Source organism: Streptomyces lucensis JCM 4490, from assembly GCF_014650035.1.
GTDB lineage: Bacteria > Actinomycetota > Actinomycetes > Streptomycetales > Streptomycetaceae > Streptomyces > Streptomyces lucensis.
Window position 1 is genome coordinate 117,193 of the sequence record NZ_BMUE01000018.1, and the last position, 20,354, is coordinate 137,546.

Genomic DNA, 20,354 nt, shown 5'->3' on the forward strand with positions numbered 1-20,354 from the left:
TTCCTTCTCCCCACATGATCCTCGTGGCCGCCCTGGAGGTTCCGTGGTACAGGCGTACATCCTGATCCAGACGGAGGTCGGCAAGGCGTCGACCGTCGCCGAGACGATCAGCAAGATCCCTGGAGTGATCCAGGCCGAGGACGTGACGGGACCGTACGACGTCATCGTGCGCGCCCAGGCCGACACGGTCGACGACCTCGGCCGCATGGTGGTCGCGAAGGTCCAGCAAGTGGACGGCATCACCCGCACCCTGACCTGTCCGGTCGTGCATCTGTAGCCCCCGTCTACCCTTGGCCGGTGAACTACTTCCGTCACCGGCCCCTCGGCCTGCTCGCGCCTGCCCTGCTGATCGCGGTCGCGGGCTGCTCCCCGAGCGGCGGCGGCACCACGACGGCGGTTCCCAGTCCCGACGCGAAGACGGCGAAGGTGTGCCGGGAGCTGCACCGGGTGCTGCCGGGGAAGCTCGACGGACGCAGCCGCAACGACCCCGAGCCCCGGTCCGCCTACACGGCGGGCTGGGGAAACCCGGCGATCATACTGCGCTGCGGCGTCGTACGGCCGCCGAAGATGGTCGATCCCAAGGTCGCCGAGGGAGGCGACCCGGACGCGATCGCGGGCGGGGTGAACGGCGTCGACTGGCTGATGGAGAAACAGGACGACGGCACCTGGCGGTTCACCACGGCGAACCGTGTGGCCTATGTGCAGGTCAGCCTGCCCGAGGGGCTGTCCGCGCAGGAGGAGGGCGCCTCGGTGCTCACGGACCTCGCGCGGGCAGTGAAGAAGGCGATCCCCAAGGGGATCGCCTCCATGCGGTGAGCGTGTCCGGTCAGCGCAGCCCGGTCGAGCGGCGCAGCGCGGCCCGCAGCAGCAGGTCGATCAGCTCGGGGTAGGAGACGCCGGTGGCCTGCCACATCTGCGGGTACATCGAGATGGGCGTGAAGCCGGGCATGGTGTTGATCTCGTTGATGACGAACTCGCCGTCCTCGGTGAGGAAGAAGTCCGCGCGCACCAGGCCCTCGCAGGAGGCCGCCTCGAACGCCTCCACCGCGAGCCGCCGCACCTCGGCGGTCTCCTCCCCGGTCAGCGGGGCCGGGACGATGCCGGGCGTGGAGTCGATGTACTTGGCCTCGAAGTCGTAGTAGGCGTGCGCGTCCGGCGGCGGGATCTCGGCCGGGACGGAGGCCCGCGGTCCGTCCTCGAACTCGAGGACGCCGCACTCGATCTCGCGGCCGCGCACGGCGGCCTCGACCAGGATCTTCGGGTCGTGCGACTGGGCCTCGGCGATCGCCTCGTCCAGGCCGGAGAGGTCGTCGACCTTCGTGATGCCGATGGACGAGCCCGCGCGCGCGGGCTTCACGAACAGCGGCCAGCCGTGCTCGCCGGCGAAGTCGACGATCTTCTTGCGGGCCGCGGACTCGTCCAGCTCCCACTCGCGGGGCCGGATCACCACGTACGGGCCGACCTTGAGCCCGAAGGAGGTGAACACCCGCTTCATGTACTCCTTGTCCTGGCCGACGGCCGAGGCGAGCACACCGGAGCCCACGTACGGCACACCGGACAGCTCCAGCAGGCCCTGGAGCGTGCCGTCCTCCCCGTAGGGGCCGTGCAGCACGGGGAAGACGACGTCGACCTCGCCGAGCGCCTTGGGCACCGAGCCGGGCTCGCTGTAGACGACCTCGCGGTTGGCGGGGTCGACGGGGAGCACCACACCGCCCTCGTGCGACTCCGCGAGGTCCGCGACGCTGGGGGTGCGGCGGTCGGTGATGGCCATCCGCTCCGGCTCGTCGGCGGTCAGGGCCCAACGGCCGTCCGCGGTGATGCCGATCGGCAGGACGTCGTACTTCGTCCGGTCGATGGCCTTGAGGACGGCGCCCGCGGTGACCACGGAGATCCCGTGCTCGGAGCTGCGCCCGCCGAACACGACGGCCACGCGCGGCTTGCGGATCGCCTGGTCAGGGCTCTGGGGGAGGTTCTCGGTGCTCATATCGCGTTGAGCGTACCTGGAGGCGGTTGCCAAGTCAGCGGCCGCTCCGGTGCCGTCGCTCAGCGTCGCACGGACGGTCGCTCAGCGTCGCGCGGGAGGCGGCGCTCAGCGCCTCTCGGGCTTGGCGCTGCGCGACATCAGCTCCTTGAGGGCGACCACCGGCGGCTTGCCCTCGTGCACGATGTCCACGACCGTCCCGGTGATCGGCATCTCGACGCCGTGCCGGCGGGCCAGATCCGCCACGGACTCGCACGACTTGACGCCCTCGGCGGTCTGCCTGGTGACCGCGATGGTCTCCTGCAGGGTCATGCCCTTGCCGAGGTTGGTGCCGAAGGTGTGGTTGCGGGACAGCGGCGAGGAGCAGGTGGCGACGAGGTCGCCGAGGCCCGCGAGTCCGGAGAAGGTCAGCGGGTCCGCGCCGAGCGCCATGCCGAGCCGGGTGGTCTCGGCGAGGCCGCGCGTGATGAGCGAGCCCTTGGCGTTGTCGCCGAGGCCCATGCCGTCGGCGATGCCGACCGCGAGGCCGATGACGTTCTTGACCGCGCCGCCGAGTTCGCAGCCCACCACGTCGGTGTTGGTGTACGGCCGGAAGTAGGGCGTGTGGCAGGCCGCCTGGAGGCGCTGTGCGACCGTCTCGTCGGTGCATGCCACGACGGCCGCGGCGGGCATCCGCGCGGCGATCTCACGGGCCAGGTTGGGCCCGGTGACGACGGCGATGCGGTCGGCGCCGACCTTGGCGACGTCGTCGATCACTTCGCTCATCCGCATGGTGGAGCCGAGTTCGACGCCCTTCATGAGGGAGACGAGCACGGTGCCGGGCGCGAGCAGCGGGACCCACTCGGCCAGGTTGGCGCGCAGGGTCTGGGAGGGGATCGCGAGGACGGTGAAGTCGGCGTCCCGCAGGGCCTCGGCGGCGTCCGCGGTGGCGCGCAGGTTCTCGGGGAGTTCGACGCCCGGCAGGTAGTCGGGGTTGGTCCGCGTGGAGTTGACCGCCTCGGCCAGCTCGGGGCGGCGGGCCCACAGGGTGACCTCGCAGCCCGCGTCGGCCAGGACCATGCCGAAGGCGGTGCCCCATGAGCCGGTGCCCATGACGGCTGCCCGGACAGGCTTGCTCACGTGCCGCTCTCCTGTTCCTTGCCGGCCGGCGCCTGGGTGCGTTCCCGGCCGGACTGCGCCTGGGTGCGCCGCCGCTGCTCGATCCGCTCCCGGCGCGGGTCGTAGGGCTTCTCGGGCGCCTTCTCGCCCCGGATGTCCTCCAGCAGGCGGGTGATGGCCGCCATGATGACCTCGGTCGTCTCCTTGAGCAGCTCCGGGGTCATCTCCCGGTCGTAGAAGCGCGACAGGTCCACCGGCGGCCCCGCGAGCACCCGGTGGGTCTTGCGCGGCAGGAGGTTCGGCTTCTTCGCGTACGGCGGCAGCAGTTCGTTGGCGCCCCACTGGGCGACCGGGACGACCGGGCACTTGGTCTGCAGGGCCACGCGGGCGGCGCCGGTCTTGCCGGTCATGGGCCAGCCGTCCGGGTCGCGGGTGAGGGTGCCCTCGGGGTAGAAGGCGACGCACTCGCCGCGCTCCACGGCGTCGATCGCGGCGCGGAAGGCGCTGAGCGCGTCGGTGCTCTCGCGGTAGACGGGGATCTGCCCGGTGCCGCGCATCGCGGCACCGACGAAACCCTTCTTGAAAAGTCCGCTCTTCGCGAGGAATCGCGGAACCCGTCCGGTGTTGTACTGATAGTGCGCGTACGCGAAGGGGTCCACGTGTGAATTGTGGTTCACCACGGTGATAAATCCGCCCTCGGCCGGAATGTGCTCCATTCCACGCCAGTCCCGCTTGATCAGAACCACCAGCGGCGGTTTGCAGATCACCGCGGCGAAGCGGTACCAGAAGCCGATTCTGCGGCGGGGCACGGGAACACCTTCCTCTAGGGCTGCCACCCCGGCGGGGGCCGCACAAGTGTGGACCCGGGCCGCCGGTCTGTCGAGAACACCGTACGCCCCGACACCCGTGGCGCCGGATACGCCGGGTGACAATGGGCGCGACGAGAGAGGGGCGGTACGCCGGTGCAGTGGACCTTGGTCATCCCCCTGAAGCCCCTGACGCGGGCCAAGAGCAGGCTCGCGGACACCGCGGCGGACGGGGTGCGCCCGGGACTGGCGCTCGCCTTCGCCCAGGACACGGTGGCCGCGGCGCTGGCCTGCGCGGCGGTGGCGGATGTGGCGGTAGTCACGGACGACCGGCTGGCCGCCCGCGAGCTGGGGGCGCTGGGCGCGCGGATCGTCCCGGACACCCCGGCGGACGGCCTGAACGCCGCTCTGGCGCACGGCGCGGGCGTCGTACGGCGGCTGAGGCCCCGCGTGCCGGTCGCGGCCCTGAACGCGGATCTGCCGGCGTTGCGCCCGGGAGAACTGGAGCGGGTGCTGGTGGCGGCGGGGGAATTCCCGCGGGCGTTTCTCGCGGATGCGGTGGGGGTCGGCACGACGATGCTGGCCGTTGCGGGGGAAGGGGAACTGCGGCCGGCGTTCGGTGTCGGATCCCGTTCCCGGCACCGGGCGTCGGGGGCGGCGGAACTCGGGCTCGCGGGGGTCGATTCGGTGCGGCAGGACGTGGACACGGGGGAGGATCTGCGGGCGGCGCTGGCGCTCGGGGTGGGGTCGTACACGGCGGCGGTGTCGGCGGGCCTGCTGATCCCGGAGCCGTGAACCACTCCTCCCGCTCCCGCGAGGGTGGCGCTGCGCCCACCCGTGCCGCCCCAGCGGCACGACTGCCCGCAGCTACGCGCCGACCAGGGGCGCGGGGAACCGCGCGACCGGCCACCACGCACCCGCACCCGGCAGCGGGCCGACGCCGAGGAGCCGCAGGCATCCGGCGGGAGTTAGGGTGGCTGGCATGCAGGCCACCGCGTACACCTACGACGCCGAAACCCGTAGCGGGCAGGTGCTGCTCGACGACGGGACTCCCGTCCCCTTCGGCACCGCCGCGTTCGACGCGGGCGGCCTCCGGCTGCTGCGCCCGGGCCAGCGCGTGCGCATCGAGACCGAGGGCGCCGGGGACGGCCTGCGGATCACGCTCGTGACCCTGCAGACGCTGTAACTCACCGTAACTCTCCTCGTACACGCCGCGGGCCGGGCTCCCCGAGGAGTCCGGCCCGGCGCGTGAGTACCCAGGGGACCTTACGACGTCGCCTTGCGGGCGGTGGCCTTCTTCGCGGTGGTCTTGCGGGCCGTCGACTTCTTCGCCGGGGCCTTCTTGGCGGTGACCTTCTTCGCCGGGGCCTTCTTCGCCGTGGTCTTCTTGGCGGCGGTCTTCGTCGCGGTGGCCTTTGCGGTCGCCGTCGTCTTCTTGGCGGGCGCCTTCTTCGCCGTCGTCTTCTTGGCCGCGGCGGCCGTGGTCTTCTTCGCCGTCGTCTTCTTCGCCGTGGCCTTCTTCGCCGCACCCGCCGTCTTCTTGGCGGCGGCCTTCTTGCCGGCGGCCTTGGCGATGGTGGGCGGCGGGCCGGACAGGCTGCCCTTGGGCGCCTTCTTGACCGACACCTCGCCTCCGCGCGGGAGCTTCTTCGAACCGCTCACCAGGTCCTTGAAGCCCTGGCCGGCGCGGAAGCGCGGCACGGAGGTCTTCTTGACCCGAACCCGCTCGCCCGTCTGGGGGTTACGGGCGTAGCGGGCGGGGCGGTCCACCTTCTCGAAGGACCCGAAGCCGGTGACCGAGACCCGCTCGCCCGCGACGACCGCGCGGACGATGGCGTCCAGGACATGATCGACAGCGTCGGCGGCCTGCTGGCGGCCCCCAACCTTGTCGGCAATCGCTTCTACGAGCTGCGCCTTGTTCACGTCTTCCCCTTCGGAGACATCGCCAGAACGAAAGTGTTCAAGCTTTTTCGCACGTTAGGCAGATATATACCGCAAATCAAACACGAAACGGGCTTATCACCCTTGTGCCGCAGCGGTTTCGGCTGCCTCGGACCGTTCAGCGGTCCTCGTCGGGGATGCGCCCCTCGTCGAGGTCCGCGACGAACCGCTCGAGCCGCCTTGCCGCACCGGCGAGATCGTGCTTGGCCGCGGCCGTAATGACCAGCAGCTTCCGGGTCAGCGCCATCCGTACGCCCTCCGGGACTTGCAGTGCGCGCACCCTCGAGTGCGCTTCCTTGAGTTGGTTCGCGACCGCCGTATAGAGCTGGAGTTGGCCGTCGTGTTCCATGCACAGATTGTGCCATCTGGGGCGAGTTGTCGCCTGCGCAGGGTGTAACTGCCGCCTCAAATGGCCTTCCAGGCACTTGCGGAGAACGCGAACACAGCACTCACGTACCCGGTCAACGGCCTCTGTAACGTGGGAAGTTGGCCTGACCACGGCTGATGCGCGGGGCCATTCGGGTGCAGACACGCCCGTACCCCCGATCGTGGTGATCGGGGGTACGGGCGGGGTGTTGGGGTGGCCGAAACCAGACCGCTCGGGGCGGGTGGATCAGGCCTGCAGCGTCCGGGGCTTGTAGCCGGGCCGGCCGGCCTCGTAGGCGGCGATGTCGGGCTCGTTCCGGAGCGTGATGGAGATGTCGTCCAGGCCGTTCAGCAGCCGCCAGCGGGAGTTCTCGTCCAGCTCGAAGGAGGCGACGATGCCCTGCGCACGCACCTCACGCGCCTCAAGGTCCACAGTGACCTCAGCAGTGGGGTCCTGTTCCGTCAGCTCCCACAGCGCGTCCACGACCTTCTGGTCCAGGACCACCGTGAGCAGGCCGTTCTTCAGCGAGTTGCCCCGGAAGATGTCCGCGAAGCGGGAGGAGATCACGGCCTTGAAGCCGTAGTTCTGCAGCGCCCAGACGGCGTGCTCGCGGGAGGAGCCGGTACCGAAGTCGGGGCCCGCGACCAGGACCGTGGCGCCCGTGCGCTCGGGGCGGTTGAGGACGAACTCGGGGTCCTTGCGCCAGGCCTCGAAGAGCCCGTCCTCGAACCCGTCCCGGGTCACCTTCTTGAGCCAGTGGGCGGGGATGATCTGGTCGGTGTCGACGTTGCTGCGGCGCAGCGGGACGGCCCGGCCGGTGTGGGTGGTGAAGGCTTCCATGATTCTCAGACTCCAGCGGGCGTGCGGTCGTCGGTCAGGTCGGCGGGGGACGCGAGGTGGCCCAGGACCGCCGTGGCGGCCGCGACCTGCGGCGACACCAGGTGCGTACGACCGCCCTTGCCCTGCCGGCCCTCGAAGTTGCGGTTGGAGGTGGACGCGGAGCGCTCGCCAGGGGCCAGCTGGTCGGGGTTCATGCCGAGGCACATCGAGCAGCCCGCGTGCCGCCATTCGGCGCCGGCCTCCTTGAAGACCACGTCAAGGCCCTCGGAGACGGCCTGCAGGCCCACGCGCGCGGAGCCCGGGACGACCAGCATGCGTACGCCGTCGGCGACTTTGCGGCCCCGCAGCAGATCCGCGGCGGCACGCAGGTCCTCGATGCGGCCGTTGGTGCACGAGCCTACGAAGACGGTGTCCACGTTGATGGAGCGCAGCGGCTGGCCGGCCTCCAACCCCATGTACTCCAGGGCCTTTTCGGCGGCGAGGCGCTCCGAAGCGTCTTCGTACGAAGCCGGGTCGGGGACGGACGCCGAAAGCGGGGCGCCCTGGCCGGGGTTGGTGCCCCAGGTGACGAACGGCGACAGCTCGCCGGCCTTGATGACGACCTCGGCGTCGAAGACCGCGTCCTCGTCGGTGCGCAGGGTCTTCCAGTACTCGACGGCCGCGTCCCAGTCGGCGCCCTCGGGCGCGTGGGGACGGCCCTTGAGGTACTCGAACGTGGTCTCGTCGGGGGCGATCATGCCCGCGCGGGCGCCGGCCTCGATCGACATGTTGCAGATGGTCATCCGGGCCTCCATCGAGAGCTTCTCGATGGCGGAGCCGCGGTACTCCAGGATGTAGCCCTGGCCGCCGCCGGTACCGATCCGGGCGATGATCGCCAGGATCAGGTCCTTGGCGGTGACGCCCTCGGGCAGCTCGCCGTCGACCGTGATGGCCATGGTCTTCGGGCGGGCCAGCGGCAGCGTCTGGGTGGCCAGCACGTGCTCGACCTGCGAGGTGCCGATGCCGAAGGCCAGCGCGCCGAAGGCGCCGTGCGTGGAGGTGTGCGAGTCACCGCAGACGACGGTCGTGCCGGGCTGGGTCAGACCGAGCTGCGGGCCGACGACGTGCACGACGCCCTGCTCGACGTCGCCCAGCGGGTGCAGGCGCACCCCGAACTCGGCGCAGTTCTTGCGCAGCGTCTCCAGCTGGGCACGCGAGACCGGGTCGGCGATGGGCTTGTCGATGTCGAGGGTGGGGGTGTTGTGGTCCTCGGTCGCGATGGTGAGGTCGAGACGGCGCACCTGGCGGCCGTTCTTGCGCAGACCGTCGAAGGCCTGCGGGCTGGTCACCTCGTGCAGCAGGTGCAGATCGATGTAGAGGAGGTCGGGCTCGCCCTCGGCGCGCCGGACGACGTGGTCGTCCCAGACCTTCTCCGCGAGTGTCCTACCCATCGCTTTCCCTCCGACCGGCAGACGTGCACCGGCCCAACTAGAGATCCTGAGGAAGCGGCCCCGCACCCTGACGTCGTGGTTCCGGGCGTCCACCGCCAGGCCCGTTGGTCTGCGGGCCGCTGTCTGATTCCAGGGTGGCGCGTTCCACGGAAAATTGAACTTGCGTTTCACAGAGTGAGACGCGAGTATCGTTGCATGGACAACAGTAGCGGCGTCGGCGTTCTGGACAAGGCGGCCCTCGTCCTGAGCGCTCTGGAGTCCGGTCCGGCCACCCTCGCGGGTCTGGTCGGCGCCACCGGACTGGCACGACCCACGGCCCACCGCCTGGCCGTGGCTCTGGAACACCACCGCATGGTGGCACGCGACATGCAGGGCCGGTTCATCCTCGGACCGCGCCTCGCGGAACTCGCGGCGGCGGCCGGCGAGGACCGCCTGCTCGCCACGGCGGGCCCCGTGCTCACCCACCTCCGCGACATCACGGGCGAGAGCGCGCAGCTCTACCGCCGCCAGGGCGACATGCGGATCTGCGTGGCCGCGGCGGAGCGGCTGTCCGGCCTGCGGGACACCGTGCCGGTCGGCTCCACGCTGACGATGAAGGCCGGCTCCTCCGCCCAGATCCTGCTCGCCTGGGAGGAGCCCGAGCGGCTGCACCGCGGCCTGCAGGGCGCCCGCTTCACGGCGACGGCCCTGTCGGGCGTACGGCGCCGCGGCTGGGCCCAGTCCATCGGTGAGCGCGAGCCGGGCGTCGCGTCCGTCTCGGCGCCCGTGCGCGGCCCCTCCAACCGCGTGGTGGCCGCCGTGTCCGTCTCCGGCCCCATCGAGCGCCTGACGCGTCACCCCGGCCGCATGCACGCCCAGGCGGTCATCGACTCCGCCGCCCGGCTGTCCGAGGCCCTGCGCCGCTCGGGCTGAACCGCCACAGCACTCCGGAACACCGAGGAGGGCCCGCCTCAACGCCGCGGCAGGCCCTCCTCGCCCTCTCTCCCCGTCCTCCCTGTCCCCCGTTCTCCCCGGCTCCGGGCCCCGCCCGACCGGTCTCCCCCGCCGGCTGCTCCACCCCGCCGGCCGTTCTCCGCCGTCAGCCGGTCCTCTCGGTCGCCGGCGTCCGCGCCGACCGGTGTGCGAACCGGTCCTTCGCGTACCGCCCCCTCTTCTCCAGCGGCACCTGCCCGTGCGCGGCGGCCAGCCCGAAGGCCGGCATGTCGCCGTAGACCGACTCGTACGCGCCCTCCGGCACGACGTACGTCTCGTGCCAGATCCCCACGTGCCCGCGCACCTTCCCGGCCCGCTCCCTGCGGTTGATCAGGGCCCAGACACGGTGGTGGAAGGCGTCCGGCGCCGTCGCGTACGCGTACAGCTTCTCCTTGGACTCCCAGTACTGGACGACGTAGTACGTCCGCGGCGAGGCCGTCAGCAGCACCCGGCCGAGCAGCCCCCGGCTCCGGTCCCGGGCCAGCTCCGCCAGCATGCGGAACATCGCCAGCATCACCGGGACCCACTGGTGGACCGCCCAGAAGTGATTGACGCGCATGCCGATCAGCAGGACGACCACGTCGCCCTCGGCATCAGCGGTGGTCCGGCCCTCAACGATCCGGCTCGGCATCGGGACTCCCCTCGTCGGCGAGCGGCGCTATCCAAGCCCGCATGTTTGGATAGTGCCGTTATCCAATAAGGAGCGCAAGGGATGCGGCTCGCGGAGTTGAGCAGACGCAGTGGTGTGTCCACCGCGACGATCAAGTACTACCTGCGGGAAGGACTGTTGCCGCCGGGCCGCCAGGTCAACACGACTACCGCCGAGTACGACGAGGAGCACCTGCGCCGGTTGCGGCTGGTGCGCGCGATGATCCAGGTCGGACGGCTTCCCGTGGCAACCGTCCGGGAGGTGCTGGGCCACGTCGACGACGAGTCCCTGGGCCGCACGCTCCGGCTGGGCGCCGCCCTGTGGGCGCTGCCCCAGGTGCCGGAGCCGGACGAGGACGACGAGTGGATCCAGGCCGCGCACCAGCGGGTGGGCGAACTGCTTCAGACGCTGGGCTGGTCCAACGCCAAGCTGCTGGTCACCATCTCCCCGGCGTACCGCTCACTGGTGGTGGCGGTCGCCGCGCTGCGCCGGCTCGGCTACGACTGGGATCCCGAAATGCTCGTCTCGTACGGGAAGTTGATGCACCAGGCGGCGGTCCTCGACCTGGACTTCGTGGAGACCCATCCCTCGGAGGCGGAGAAGGTGGAGACCGCGGTGCTCGGCGCGGTCCTGGTCGAGCCGATGCTGCAGGCGCTGCACCGGCTGGCGCAGGAGGAGGAGTCGGCGCGGCGCTACGGCTTCGAGTGAGCGTCCGGCGCTCCGGGAACGCCCGGGACGCGCGGAAGGCCCTCCACCGAGGTGGAGGGCCTTCCCTCTGTACCCCCGACCGGATTCGAACCGGCGCTACCGCCTTGAGAGGGCGGCGTGCTAGGCCGCTACACAACGGGGGCCTGGACACTGCGTTTCCGCAGGTCCGAGCTGGTCTACCTGGACTCGAACCAAGACTAACTGAACCAGAATCAGTCGTGCTGCCAATTACACCATAGACCAATGATGGTTTAGACCAGTCAGTACCCCCGACCGGATTCGAACCGGCGCTACCGCCTTGAGAGGGCGGCGTGCTAGGCCGCTACACAACGGGGGCCCTAGCGATCCCGACAGGATCAGGATCAGTACCCCCGACCGGATTCGAACCGGCGCTACTGCCTTGAGAGGGCAGCGTGCTAGGCCGCTACACAACGGGGGCTTTGCAGATAAGCTCTGCGAGCTGGCCTACCTGGACTCGAACCAAGACTAACTGAACCAGAATCAGTCGTGCTGCCAATTACACCATAGGCCACTGGAACTCAAGCCCCTGCGGGGTTCTCGTTCTAGCTTGCTCCTCGGGGCTTCGGCCTTCCGGCCCGTCCCCTCGGCGCAGGAAGAACATTACCCGAAGGTGGACGGGGCTCCAAAACGAGTATCCGCGCGGACGAGGGCGGGGAGTTCGGCGAGGGTCGAGATCCGGTGCGCGACGACCTCCCCGGCAGCTCGTGTGTAGGCCGCCCCGCGGTCGATCCACACGGACAGCAGCCCGGCCTCGGCGGCGCCCCGCCCGTCGATCTCCGGGTGGTCGCCGACGTACGCCACCTCGTGCGGAGGCAGCCCCAGTGCCTCGCAGGCCGCGAGGAAGGCGGCGGCCTCCGGCTTGGAGACGCCCAGCTCGGCGGCGCACAGCACGGACTCGAAGCGGTCGAGGACGCCGAGGGTGCGCAGCTTGTGCTCCTGGACCGTGATGCTGGAGTTGGAGAGCACCGAGTGCCGGTGGCTGGCGGCGAGCACCTCCAGGACGGGCAGCACGTCCGGGAAGAGGCTCCAGGCGGCCTCGTAGTGACCGACGTAACGCCGGAACCAGACGTCCGCCTCGGTGTCGCTCAGGTCCGCGTCGAGGAACACCCGGACGCGGTCGCGGCGCTGGGCCTGGAAGGTGCACTCCCCCGCCGCGTACCGCGCCCACTGCAGGTCGGTGATCTCCCGCCACCGCACGAGGGCCTCCTCCGGGGAGGCGTACCCGGCGAGCAGCCCCTCCGCTGCCAGGTGGGCCCGCATGCCCTCCCGGTCCGCGGTCGTGTAGTCGAAGAGGGTGTCGTCCACGTCCCAGACCACGGCTCTGATCGTCATGCCACCGACGTTACCGCCCGGCCGGCCGCCGGCCCGGGGGAATCGGACACGGCTCCTCGGGCCGGACCGGCAAAGGCCGCCGAGGGGTCCGGTGCCACGCGATGCCGCTCGCGGTATGAGCCGGAACACCCGTGCGACCCCCTGCCGACATGCCCGAGGGGCGGCGGCCGGTGCGGCCGCCGCCCCTCGGGCGTGTCGTGTGTGCCTACGCGGTGAGCCTCGCCAGCGCCGCGTCGATGCGCGCCAGCGTCTTCTCCTTGCCCAGGACCTCCAGGGACTCGAAGAGCGGCAGGCCGACCGTGCGGCCGGTCACCGCGACGCGGACGGGGGCCTGGGCCTTGCCGAGCTTGAGACCGTGGGCCTCGCCGGCGGCCAGGACCGCCTCCTTGAGGGACTCGGCGGAGGTCCAGTCGGCGGACTCCAGCTTCTCGCGGGCCGTGCGCAGCAGGGCGTCGGAGCCCTCCTTCATCGCCTTGGTCCACGAGGCCTCGTCGTAGACCGGCTCCGGCAGGAACAGGAAGTCGACGTTGTCGGTGATCTCCGAGAGCACCTTCAGGCGGGTCTGCGCGTACGGGGCGACGGCCTGCCACTTCGACTCGTCGAAGTCCTCCGGCGCCCAGGGCGCGAAGGGGGCCTTGAGCCAGGGCGCGCAGCGCTCGGCGAAGTCCTTCGCGTCGAGCATGCGGATGTGGTCGGCGTTGATCGCCTCGCACTTCTTGAGGTCGAAGCGCGCCGGGTTGGGGTTCACGTCGGCGACGTCGAAGGCCGCGACCATCTCGTCGATCGAGAAGATGTCCTTGTCGGCCGAGAGCGACCAGCCGAGCAGGGACAGGTAGTTGAGCAGGCCCTCGGGCAGGAAGCCGCGCTCGCGGTAGAGGTTGAGCGAGGACTGCGGGTCGCGCTTGGAGAGCTTCTTGTTGCCCTCGCCCATGACGTAGGGCAGGTGACCGAAGGCCGGGGTCCGCTGGGCGATGCCCAGCTCGGTCAGCGCCTTGTACAGGGCGATCTGGCGCGGGGTGGAGGAGAGCAGGTCCTCGCCGCGCAGGACGTGGGTGATGTCCATCAGGGCGTCGTCGACCGGGTTGACCAGCGTGTACAGCGGCGCGCCGTTGGCGCGGACGATGCCGTAGTCCGGGACGTTCTCCGGGGTGAAGGTCAGCTCGCCGCGGACCAGGTCGGTGAAGGTGATCGTCTCGTCCGGCATGCGGAAGCGGACGATCGGGGTGCGGCCCTGGGCCTTGTACTCCTCGACCTGCGCCTCGGTGAGGTCGCGGCAGTGCCCGTCGTAGCCGGACGGCTTGCCGGCGGCGCGGGCGGCCTCGCGGCGGGCGTCCAGCTCCTCCTGGGAGCAGTAGCAGTGGTAGGCGTGGCCGGCGTCCAGGAGCTTGCGGGCGACGTCCTTGTACACGTCCATGCGCTGCGACTGGCGGTACGGCGCGTGCGGACCGCCGACCTCGGGGCCCTCGTCCCAGTCGAAGCCGAGCCAGCGCATCGCGTCGAGCAGCTGGTTGTAGGACTCCTCGGAGTCGCGGGCGGCGTCGGTGTCCTCGATGCGGAAGACCAGGGTGCCCTGGTGGTGCCGGGCGAACGCCCAGTTGAACAGGGCGGTGCGGACCAGGCCCACGTGGGGGTTGCCGGTGGGCGAGGGACAGAAACGGACGCGGACGGGTGAGGCGGGTGCGCTAGCCACGCTTGACAACCTTGTTGGTGAGAGTGCCGATGCCTTCGATGGTGACGGCGACCTCGTCGCCGACACTGAGGGGGCCGACCCCCGCGGGGGTGCCGGTGAGGATGACGTCGCCGGGAAGCAGGGTCATGGCCTCGGAGATGTTGACGATCAGGTCCTCGATGGGGTGGATCATCTGGCTCGTGCGGCCCAGCTGGCGCTGTTCGCCGTTGACCGTGAGCTGGAGGGTGAGGTCGCCCGCGCGGTCGAGGTCCAGGTCCGTCTCCACCCAGGGGCCGAGCGGGCAGGACGTGTCGAAGCCCTTGGCCCGCGCCCACTGCTTCTCGCGCTTCTGCACGTCGCGGGCGGTGACGTCGTTGGCGCAGGTGTAGCCGAAGATCACGTCCTTGACGCGCTCGCGGGGGACCTCGCGGCACATGCGGCCGATGACGACGGCCAGCTCGGCCTCGTGGTGCAGCTCCTCGGAGAACGGCGGGTACTGGATGTCGTCGCCGGGGCCGATCACCGAGGTGGAGGGCTTGAAGAAGGCGAAGGGGGCCTCGGGTACCTCGTTGCCCAGCTCCCGTGCGTGCTCGGCGTAGTTGCGGCCGAAGGCGACGACCTTGTTGGGCAGGACCGGCGGGAGCAGCCTGACCTTGTTCAGCGGCACCTTGGTCCCGGACAGCTCGTGGTCGGCGAACGGGATGCCCTTGATGATGTCGAGGACGAGTTCGTCCTCCCTGTCACCCTCGACCGCGCCGAAGGCTACGTTCCCGTCGATGGAGAACCTGGCGATGCGCACGGGATCCTTGCGCCCCTCAACTAGACCGGCGTACTGACGCCCCAGGTTAACCGGTCACGGGGTCCGGCGTTCGGCCACAGGTCCGCGGGTCCGGTGTTTCCCGGCGCCCGGACACGGTGCGCCGGTATTCCCCGTTCCGGGGGTTCGCGGGCTGTCTCCGGAAAGCAGAAAGGCGCGGTCAGGGGGACCGTCACGGAGACGTGACCCCTCCGACCGCGCTCGCCGGGGACCGGGCGGCTACTCGCCGACGGCGGCCGCCGCGCCGACCGGGATCTCCATCAGCACGGTGCGCCTCGGGTTCGCCGTCTGGGCGGGGAGGTCGACGGCGTGCTCCGGCAGCTCCGGCGTCTGCAGTGCGCCGGCGTCCTCGACGTGCGCCAGGGTGGTGCGTCGCGGGTTGGCTATCTTGCGGAACATCGTCGTCGTCTTCACCGTTGTCGTCCTGTGGCCTCTGGTCGGGTGGGTGGGCAGGGTCGCCGCTCTTGTAAAGCGTCAGGCTAAACATCCAATTCCCAGCCGAAGGCGCCAACTGCCCGGAAGATGCGTGTGAGTTTGCTCACTGACTTGGTGACAATACGGTTAATTCCGGCCCGCAATTCGCGCGAGAAAAACGGACATTGCACACCTGAAGCCACCATTCCGCTCCCGATCATGGCGACTGGGACACGTGACACCGCGCGGCAACTCACAGGGATACGTCCGTTTCGCCCTGAATAAGCATCCACGGCAAGTAATCCGGCGCTCACTGCCCGTCACGGAGGTCACAGCTCGGTCCACGGCTCTTGTTGGAGATCCTGCACTGTGCTGGAATCTCACGGACCGCCGCAGGATCGAGCCGGTGCACACGGGCGCGACGCCGCGCCGAGTGGCGGCGAGATAGGGGGGAACCGCGCCGGTCACTCAAGACCACCCGGGGGGCGTATTCAGGGCGCCCACCACAACGCCGACACCGTGTCCCTCCGTTCCAGCGGAGGGGCGCCTGGTCCAGAGGTTGCGACGCTAGTGCAGGGACGTTTCAAGAGGGATGGCAGCGCTTCGGCGGAGCCGGAGCCGCACGGCGGGACTGGCCCGATGGCCGTCAGCTCCTCGCCCCAGCACGCCCAGAACCAGGGCCCGGCCCCGTCAGGAGACGGCGGTGAGCGCTCCGGGCGGGCCGGCGGGCCGGGCGGCACCGGAACGACAAACTCGGCGAACCCCACGCCGCCCGTGAAGCCCGTCGAGGGCCCCACCGGCCCCGGTTCGCGCATCGCCCTGCGCAACTGGCGCATCTCCACGCGACTGGTGTCGCTGCTCGCGCTGCCCGTGGTCGCCGCGACCTCGCTGGGCGCGCTGCGCATCAACGAGTCCATGGACAACATGCAGCAGCTCGACAACATGAAGCTGCTGACGGAGATGACCAAGCAGGCCACCGAGCTGGCCACCGCGCTCCAGGAGGAGCGCGACCAGTCCGCCGGTCCCCTGTCGCACGGCCTCAAGAGCGACAACTACGAGATCAAGGGCTTCCAGGAGAAGACCAACCGGGCCCGCGACAACTTCCTCGACGCCTCCGAGGAGATCGACTCGGTCAGCAAGGACGGCCAGCTGCAGGGCGTCCGCGACTCGCTCGTCGGCATCGCCCACCAGCTGAACGACCTGGCCAAGATCCGCCAGCACGCCTACGAGGCGAAGGACAACTCGACCCAGACCGTCGAGTCCTACCACCGGCTCATCACCCAGCTGATCGGCCTGTCCCAGGACATGGCCGAGGCGTCCAGCAACCCGGAGATGATCTCGCGCACCCGCGCCCTGGCGGCCTTCTCCACCGCCCAGGAGTACGCCTCCGTGCAGCGCGCCATGATCGCCGCCGCGCTGCCCGCGTCCACCTCCACCAAGGGCCACCTCTCCGGCAACGACCGCCTCTACGGCCAGTCGGCGTACGAGAGCGAGAACTCCGAGCTCGCGATCTTCCGGAAGGTCTACGCGGACCAGGACGCCGAGACGCTGCTCAAGCCGATCGACGGTTCCAACCCGATGATCAAGACGGCGGACACCTACGCCAAGCGCGCCTTCGAGTCGCCCGACGGCATCGAGTCGCTGCCCGCCCGCTCCTACCGCGACTGGGTGGACACCAGCTCGTCCAAGATCGACCAGATGAAGAAGATCGAGCACACGCTGCTCGAGGACATGGAGCAGAAGGCCCGCGAGCTGCGCAGCGCGTCCGAGCGCGAGGCGATCATCTCCGGTGCGCTGATCCTCATCGTGCTCGGTGTGTCGCTGGTCGGCGCCTTCGTCGTGGCCCGCTCCATGATCCGCTCGCTGCGCCGCCTGCAGGAGACCGCCACCAAGGTCGCCCAGGACCGGCTGCCCGAGCTGGTCAAGCAGCTGTCGGAGTCCGACCCGCAGGACGTGGACACGTCCGTGGAGTCGGTCGGTGTGCACTCCCGGGACGAGATCGGCCAGGTGGCCGCGGCCTTCGACGACGTGCACCGCGAGGCGGTCCGCCTCGCCGCCGAGCAGGCCCTGCTGCGGGGCAACGTCAACGCGATGTTCACCAACCTCTCGCGCCGCTCCCAGGGCCTGATCCAGCGCCAGCTGTCGCTGATCTCCGAGCTGGAGTCCCGCGAGGCCGACCCCGACCAGCTGTCCTCGCTGTTCAAGCTGGATCACCTCGCCACCCGTATGCGCCGTAACGGTGAGAACCTCCTCGTCCTCGCGGGTGAGGAGCCCGGCCGCCGCTGGACCCGTCCGGTCCCGCTGGTCGACGTGCTCCGCGCCGCCGCGTCCGAGGTGGAGCAGTACGAGCGCATCGAGCTGGCCTCCGTGCCCACCACCGAGGTCGCGGGCCGCGTCGTCAACGACCTCGTGCACCTGCTCGCCGAGCTGCTGGAGAACGCGACCTCGTTCTCCTCCCCGCAGACCAAGGTCAAGGTCACCGGTCACGCGCTGCCCGACGGCCGCGTGCTGATCGAGATCCACGACACCGGTATCGGTCTGTCGCCCGAGGACCTCGCGGCGATCAACGAGCGGCTCGCCTCCCCGCCCACCGTGGACGTGTCGGTCTCCCGCCGCATGGGCCTCTTCGTGGTCGGTCGTCTGTCGCAGCGTCACGGCATCCGCATCCAGCTGCGCCCGTCCGACTCCGGCGGTACGACCGCGCTGGTCATGCTGCCCGTGGACGTCGCCCAGGGCGGCAAGAAGCCCGCCCCCGGCAAGCCGGGCGCGCCCGCGACCGGTGGCCCCGCGGCCGCACAGGCCGCCGCCGGTGCCGCCGCGGCCCGCCGGGCGAACGGCGGCAACGGCCAGGGCGGCGCCCCGGCCGGCGGTGGTCTGCTCGGTGGCGGCGCGGGTCCCCGCGGCCAGGTCGGTTCCGGTCAGGGTCCCCGGGCCGCACTGCCCGGCGCGGGTCAGGGCGGCCGTCCCGGTGGACCGGGCGGTGCGCGTGGTCCGCAGGGCGGTCCCGGTGCGCAGGCGCAGGGCCGGCCGGTGCCGGCGGGTTCCGGTGCGGGCGGCTTCGGCGGCCAGGCCCCGGGTGCCCCGCAGGGCCTGCAGGCCGCGAACCAGAACGGACAGCAGCAGGACCTCTTCGCCGGCCGCAACCCGCGCCGGCCCGCCGCGTCCGACCAGGGCCGCCAGCCCCAGCTGCCGCCGCGCGGCGGCCCGCGGGCCGAGCTGCCCGGCGGTGAGCAGCAGGGCGCCGCGAACTGGAGCGGCAACCAGGGCTCGCCGGCGCGCGCCTCGCTGGACGCCCCGCGCGGCCACGACGAGCGGGACCCCTCGCAGACCTCCCGCATGCCGCGGGTGGACGACCGGCAGGGCCCGGGCTCGACCGCGGAGATGCCGCGGATCGACGCACAGGGCCCGGCGGCCACGGGCGAGTTCCCGCGCGCCGAGCCGAACGGCCTGGGCGGCCCGCAGCAGACGGGTCAGTTCGCGCGGCCGGAGAACGCCCAGCAGACGGGTCAGTTCGCGCGGCCCGACGCCGCCCAGCAGGACCAGTACGGGCAGCGGCCCAACGGTCAGCAGGGTTCCGGTCCCTACGTCCGCTCCGACGTCTTCGGCACGCAGGCGCCCGGGCAGCAGGACCCGCAGAGCACCGGCCAGTTCGCGGCCCCGCAGGGCTACGACCGCGGCTTCGACGGCGGCTCCACCGGCCAGCACGCGCTGCCCGGCCGCCAGGGCCCGGCCGACACCGGCCAGTTCGAGCGCCCGCAGCCGGCCGGCGGTGAGGACTTCGGCGGCCCGCGCCGGCAGCAGGCCCCGCAGCAACAGCAGCAGCGTCCGGTCCGCCACGAGCCGGAGGCCCTGCCGCCGGCCAGCGGTCCGGGTGACGGACGTACCCCGCTGTACGACACGCTGGAGACCAACTGGTTCCACGGTCAGCAGCAGGGGGGCGCGCCGGCGCCGCAGCAGCCGCAGGCACCCGCCCCGGCTCCGCAGCGTCCGGCTTCGAACACCGGCTCCTGGCGCACCTCGCCGAACGACGAACTCGTCCGGCAGGCCGAGCGCGTACGGCAGCCCGCCGCGGGCGGTGTCACCACCTCCGGCCTGCCGCGCCGGGTGCCCCGGGCCAACCTGGTCCCGGGCACAGCACAGCAGCAACAGCACCAAGCCGGTCCGCAGGTCTCGCGTGCGCCTGACGACGTGCGCGGACGGCTGACCAATCTTCGTCGGGGCATCGCTCAGGGTCGGCAGGCCGGCAACGGCCAGACCGGCAGCTTCCCGAGCCCCACTCACCAGCAGGAGCGTTAGTTGAGTCCGATGAGCCAGGCGGCACAGAACCTGAACTGGTTGATCACCAACTTCGTGGACAACACCCCTGGGGTGTCCCACACCGTGGTGGTCTCCGCCGACGGCCTTCTGCTGGCGATGTCCGAAGGTTTCCCGCGGGACCGCGCCGACCAGCTGGCGGCCGTCGCGTCCGGGCTGACCTCCCTCACGGCCGGGGCGTCCCGGATCTTCGAGGGCGGCAGCGTGGCGCAGACGGTCGTCGAGATGGAGCGCGGCTTCCTCTTCCTGATGTCCATCTCGGACGGGTCGTCCCTCGCGGTCCTGGCCCATCCCGAAGCGGACATCGGTCTCGTCGGCTACGAGATGGCACTGCTCGTCGACCGCGCGGGTGCGGTACTCACCCCGGATCTGCGCGCCGAACTCCAGGGCAGTCTGCTTCACTGACCGCCCCCGGCACCACCCACCTCACAAAAACACCGTCCGGCCGCCACAATCCCCCCACCGGCCCTGTCAGACGGCTTGACTGACCGACTTGCTGTCCCGCCCGGAGGATTCATGACCCCGCCCACCGCCCATCATGATCCGTACGCGGAGCCGTACGGGGATGAGGGCGACCAGCCGCTGGTTAGGCCGTACGCGATGACCGGCGGCCGGACCCGGCCGCGCTACCAGCTCGCGATCGAGGCGCTGATCAGCACCACGGCCGACCCGGCAGCGCTCATGGGTCTGCTCCCGGAGCATCAGCGGATCTGCCACCTGTGCCGGGAGGTGAAGTCGGTCGCGGAGGTCTCCGCGCTGCTTTCCATGCCTCTCGGGGTGGCGCGGATCCTGGTGGCCGACCTCGCCGAGGCCGGCCTGGTCGCCATCCACCAGCCTGGTGGCGACGAGAACAACGGCGGCGCTCCGGACGTGACGCTGCTCGAAAGGGTGCTCAGTGGACTTCGCAAGCTCTGACGCGGGCCGGGCCACCACCTCGGCGAAGATCGTGGTGGCGGGCGGCTTCGGCGTGGGCAAGACCACGTTCGTCGGCGCCG

Annotated in this window: 21 protein-coding genes, 5 tRNA genes and 1 pseudogene; 10 read left to right on the forward strand and 17 right to left on the reverse strand. The window is 70.9% G+C overall.

Annotated elements, in window-relative coordinates:
• The first annotated feature begins 43 nt into the window (after positions 1–43).
• Together IE177_RS30285 and IE177_RS30290 are read left to right on the forward strand one after the other, a co-directional pair.
• Positions 44–277 carry an Lrp/AsnC family transcriptional regulator gene (locus IE177_RS30285; RefSeq protein ID WP_003997603.1) on the forward strand — a complete coding sequence of 78 codons (234 nt, stop codon included), beginning with the start codon at positions 44–46 and terminating at the stop codon, positions 275–277.
• A gap of 20 nt (positions 278–297) precedes the next feature.
• Complete coding sequence (locus tag IE177_RS30290; protein ID WP_190018670.1) at positions 298–816, forward strand: DUF3515 domain-containing protein; 519 nt, start codon at positions 298–300, stop codon at positions 814–816.
• 10 nt (positions 817–826) lie between these two features.
• Here the strand turns inward: IE177_RS30290 and IE177_RS30295 are convergent, their stop codons facing one another.
• The 3 genes from IE177_RS30295 to IE177_RS30305 form a co-directional block, all read right to left on the reverse strand.
• A complete protein-coding gene (locus tag IE177_RS30295; protein ID WP_190018671.1) occupies positions 827–1,984 on the reverse strand; it encodes a D-alanine--D-alanine ligase family protein in 1,158 nt (385 codons plus the stop codon).
• A gap of 105 nt (positions 1,985–2,089) precedes the next feature.
• Entirely contained in the window at positions 2,090–3,100 is a 1,011-nt protein-coding gene (locus tag IE177_RS30300; protein ID WP_190018672.1) for an NAD(P)H-dependent glycerol-3-phosphate dehydrogenase, read from the reverse strand.
• Positions 3,097–3,888 carry a lysophospholipid acyltransferase family protein gene (locus tag IE177_RS30305; protein WP_190018673.1) on the reverse strand — a complete coding sequence of 264 codons (792 nt, stop codon included), beginning with the start codon at positions 3,886–3,888 and terminating at the stop codon, positions 3,097–3,099. Before IE177_RS30305 ends, IE177_RS30300 begins: the two co-directional genes overlap by 4 nt.
• A 153-nt stretch (positions 3,889–4,041) precedes the next feature.
• Between IE177_RS30305 and cofC the strand changes: the two genes are divergently transcribed.
• Positions 4,042–4,680 (forward strand): 2-phospho-L-lactate guanylyltransferase, encoded by a 639-nt coding sequence (gene cofC, locus IE177_RS30310; RefSeq protein ID WP_190018674.1) that lies wholly within the window; start codon positions 4,042–4,044, stop codon positions 4,678–4,680.
• Positions 4,681–4,867: 187 nt separating this feature from the next.
• Positions 4,868–5,071, forward strand: a complete 204-nt coding sequence (locus tag IE177_RS30315) for a hypothetical protein (protein WP_190018675.1) — start codon at positions 4,868–4,870, stop codon at positions 5,069–5,071.
• Between the two features lie 80 nt (positions 5,072–5,151).
• Here IE177_RS30315 and IE177_RS30320 read toward each other — a convergent pair whose 3' ends face one another.
• From IE177_RS30320 to leuC, 4 genes are all read right to left on the reverse strand, one after another.
• The gene (locus tag IE177_RS30320) at positions 5,152–5,808 is read right to left on the reverse strand and encodes an HU family DNA-binding protein (protein WP_190018676.1); all 657 of its coding nucleotides are present in this window, start codon (positions 5,806–5,808) and stop codon (positions 5,152–5,154) included.
• Between the two features lie 136 nt (positions 5,809–5,944).
• Positions 5,945–6,175 (reverse strand): SCO5555 family protein, encoded by a 231-nt coding sequence (locus IE177_RS30325; protein WP_190018677.1) that lies wholly within the window; start codon positions 6,173–6,175, stop codon positions 5,945–5,947.
• A 264-nt stretch (positions 6,176–6,439) separates the two neighbouring features.
• Complete coding sequence (leuD, locus tag IE177_RS30330) at positions 6,440–7,033, reverse strand: 3-isopropylmalate dehydratase small subunit (RefSeq protein ID WP_190018678.1); 594 nt, start codon at positions 7,031–7,033, stop codon at positions 6,440–6,442.
• 5 nt (positions 7,034–7,038) lie between these two features.
• Positions 7,039–8,463, reverse strand: coding sequence for a 3-isopropylmalate dehydratase large subunit (gene leuC, locus IE177_RS30335; RefSeq protein ID WP_190018679.1), 1,425 nt, complete (start codon positions 8,461–8,463; stop codon positions 7,039–7,041).
• A gap of 195 nt (positions 8,464–8,658) precedes the next feature.
• On the opposite strand from leuC, the gene ndgR reads away from it, so the two are divergent.
• Complete coding sequence (ndgR, locus tag IE177_RS30340) at positions 8,659–9,375, forward strand: IclR family transcriptional regulator NdgR (protein ID WP_190018680.1); 717 nt, start codon at positions 8,659–8,661, stop codon at positions 9,373–9,375.
• Between the two features lie 166 nt (positions 9,376–9,541).
• Here the strand turns inward: ndgR and IE177_RS30345 are convergent, their stop codons facing one another.
• Positions 9,542–10,066 carry a DUF4188 domain-containing protein gene (locus IE177_RS30345; RefSeq protein WP_190018681.1) on the reverse strand — a complete coding sequence of 175 codons (525 nt, stop codon included), beginning with the start codon at positions 10,064–10,066 and terminating at the stop codon, positions 9,542–9,544.
• 81 nt (positions 10,067–10,147) lie between these two features.
• On the opposite strand from IE177_RS30345, the gene IE177_RS30350 reads away from it, so the two are divergent.
• Positions 10,148–10,792: a MerR family transcriptional regulator gene (locus tag IE177_RS30350; RefSeq protein WP_190018682.1), complete on the forward strand. Its 645-nt coding sequence runs from the start codon at positions 10,148–10,150 to the stop codon at positions 10,790–10,792.
• A 70-nt stretch (positions 10,793–10,862) separates the two neighbouring features.
• On the opposite strand, the gene IE177_RS30355 is transcribed toward IE177_RS30350, so the two are convergent.
• From IE177_RS30355 to IE177_RS30395, 9 genes are all read right to left on the reverse strand, one after another.
• Positions 10,863–10,935 (reverse strand) — tRNA-Glu (locus IE177_RS30355).
• 28 nt (positions 10,936–10,963) lie between these two features.
• Positions 10,964–11,035 (reverse strand) — tRNA-Gln (locus tag IE177_RS30360).
• A gap of 21 nt (positions 11,036–11,056) precedes the next feature.
• Positions 11,057–11,129 (reverse strand) — tRNA-Glu (locus IE177_RS30365).
• A gap of 29 nt (positions 11,130–11,158) precedes the next feature.
• A tRNA-Glu gene (locus IE177_RS30370) sits at positions 11,159–11,231 on the reverse strand.
• A 21-nt stretch (positions 11,232–11,252) separates the two neighbouring features.
• A tRNA-Gln gene (locus IE177_RS30375) sits at positions 11,253–11,324 on the reverse strand.
• An 89-nt stretch (positions 11,325–11,413) separates the two neighbouring features.
• Positions 11,414–12,145, reverse strand: a complete 732-nt coding sequence (locus tag IE177_RS30380; RefSeq protein ID WP_190018683.1) for an HAD family hydrolase — start codon at positions 12,143–12,145, stop codon at positions 11,414–11,416.
• 205 nt (positions 12,146–12,350) lie between these two features.
• Positions 12,351–13,835 (reverse strand): glutamate--tRNA ligase, encoded by a 1,485-nt coding sequence (gene gltX, locus IE177_RS30385; RefSeq protein WP_190018684.1) that lies wholly within the window; start codon positions 13,833–13,835, stop codon positions 12,351–12,353.
• Positions 13,828–14,613 carry a fumarylacetoacetate hydrolase family protein gene (locus tag IE177_RS30390; RefSeq protein WP_190018685.1) on the reverse strand — a complete coding sequence of 262 codons (786 nt, stop codon included), beginning with the start codon at positions 14,611–14,613 and terminating at the stop codon, positions 13,828–13,830. The genes gltX and IE177_RS30390 overlap by 8 nt, the downstream gene beginning before the upstream one ends.
• Positions 14,614–14,850: 237 nt before the next feature.
• Complete coding sequence (locus IE177_RS30395) at positions 14,851–15,045, reverse strand: hypothetical protein (RefSeq protein WP_190018686.1); 195 nt, start codon at positions 15,043–15,045, stop codon at positions 14,851–14,853.
• A gap of 570 nt (positions 15,046–15,615) precedes the next feature.
• Here IE177_RS30395 and IE177_RS30400 point away from each other — a divergent pair.
• The 4 genes and pseudogenes from IE177_RS30400 to IE177_RS30415 form a co-directional block, all read left to right on the forward strand.
• On the forward strand, positions 15,616–19,341 hold the full coding sequence (locus tag IE177_RS30400) for a sensor histidine kinase (protein ID WP_190018687.1): 3,726 nt from the start codon (positions 15,616–15,618) through the stop codon (positions 19,339–19,341).
• 9 nt (positions 19,342–19,350) lie between these two features.
• Positions 19,351–19,764 carry a roadblock/LC7 domain-containing protein gene (locus IE177_RS30405; RefSeq protein ID WP_190018698.1) on the forward strand — a complete coding sequence of 138 codons (414 nt, stop codon included), beginning with the start codon at positions 19,351–19,353 and terminating at the stop codon, positions 19,762–19,764.
• Between the two features lie 111 nt (positions 19,765–19,875).
• Entirely contained in the window at positions 19,876–20,274 is a 399-nt protein-coding gene (locus tag IE177_RS30410) for a DUF742 domain-containing protein (RefSeq protein WP_190018688.1), read from the forward strand.
• Positions 20,255–20,354: pseudogene (locus IE177_RS30415) on the forward strand (ATP-binding protein); the annotation flags it as partial. The gene IE177_RS30410 and the pseudogene IE177_RS30415, both read left to right, overlap by 20 nt.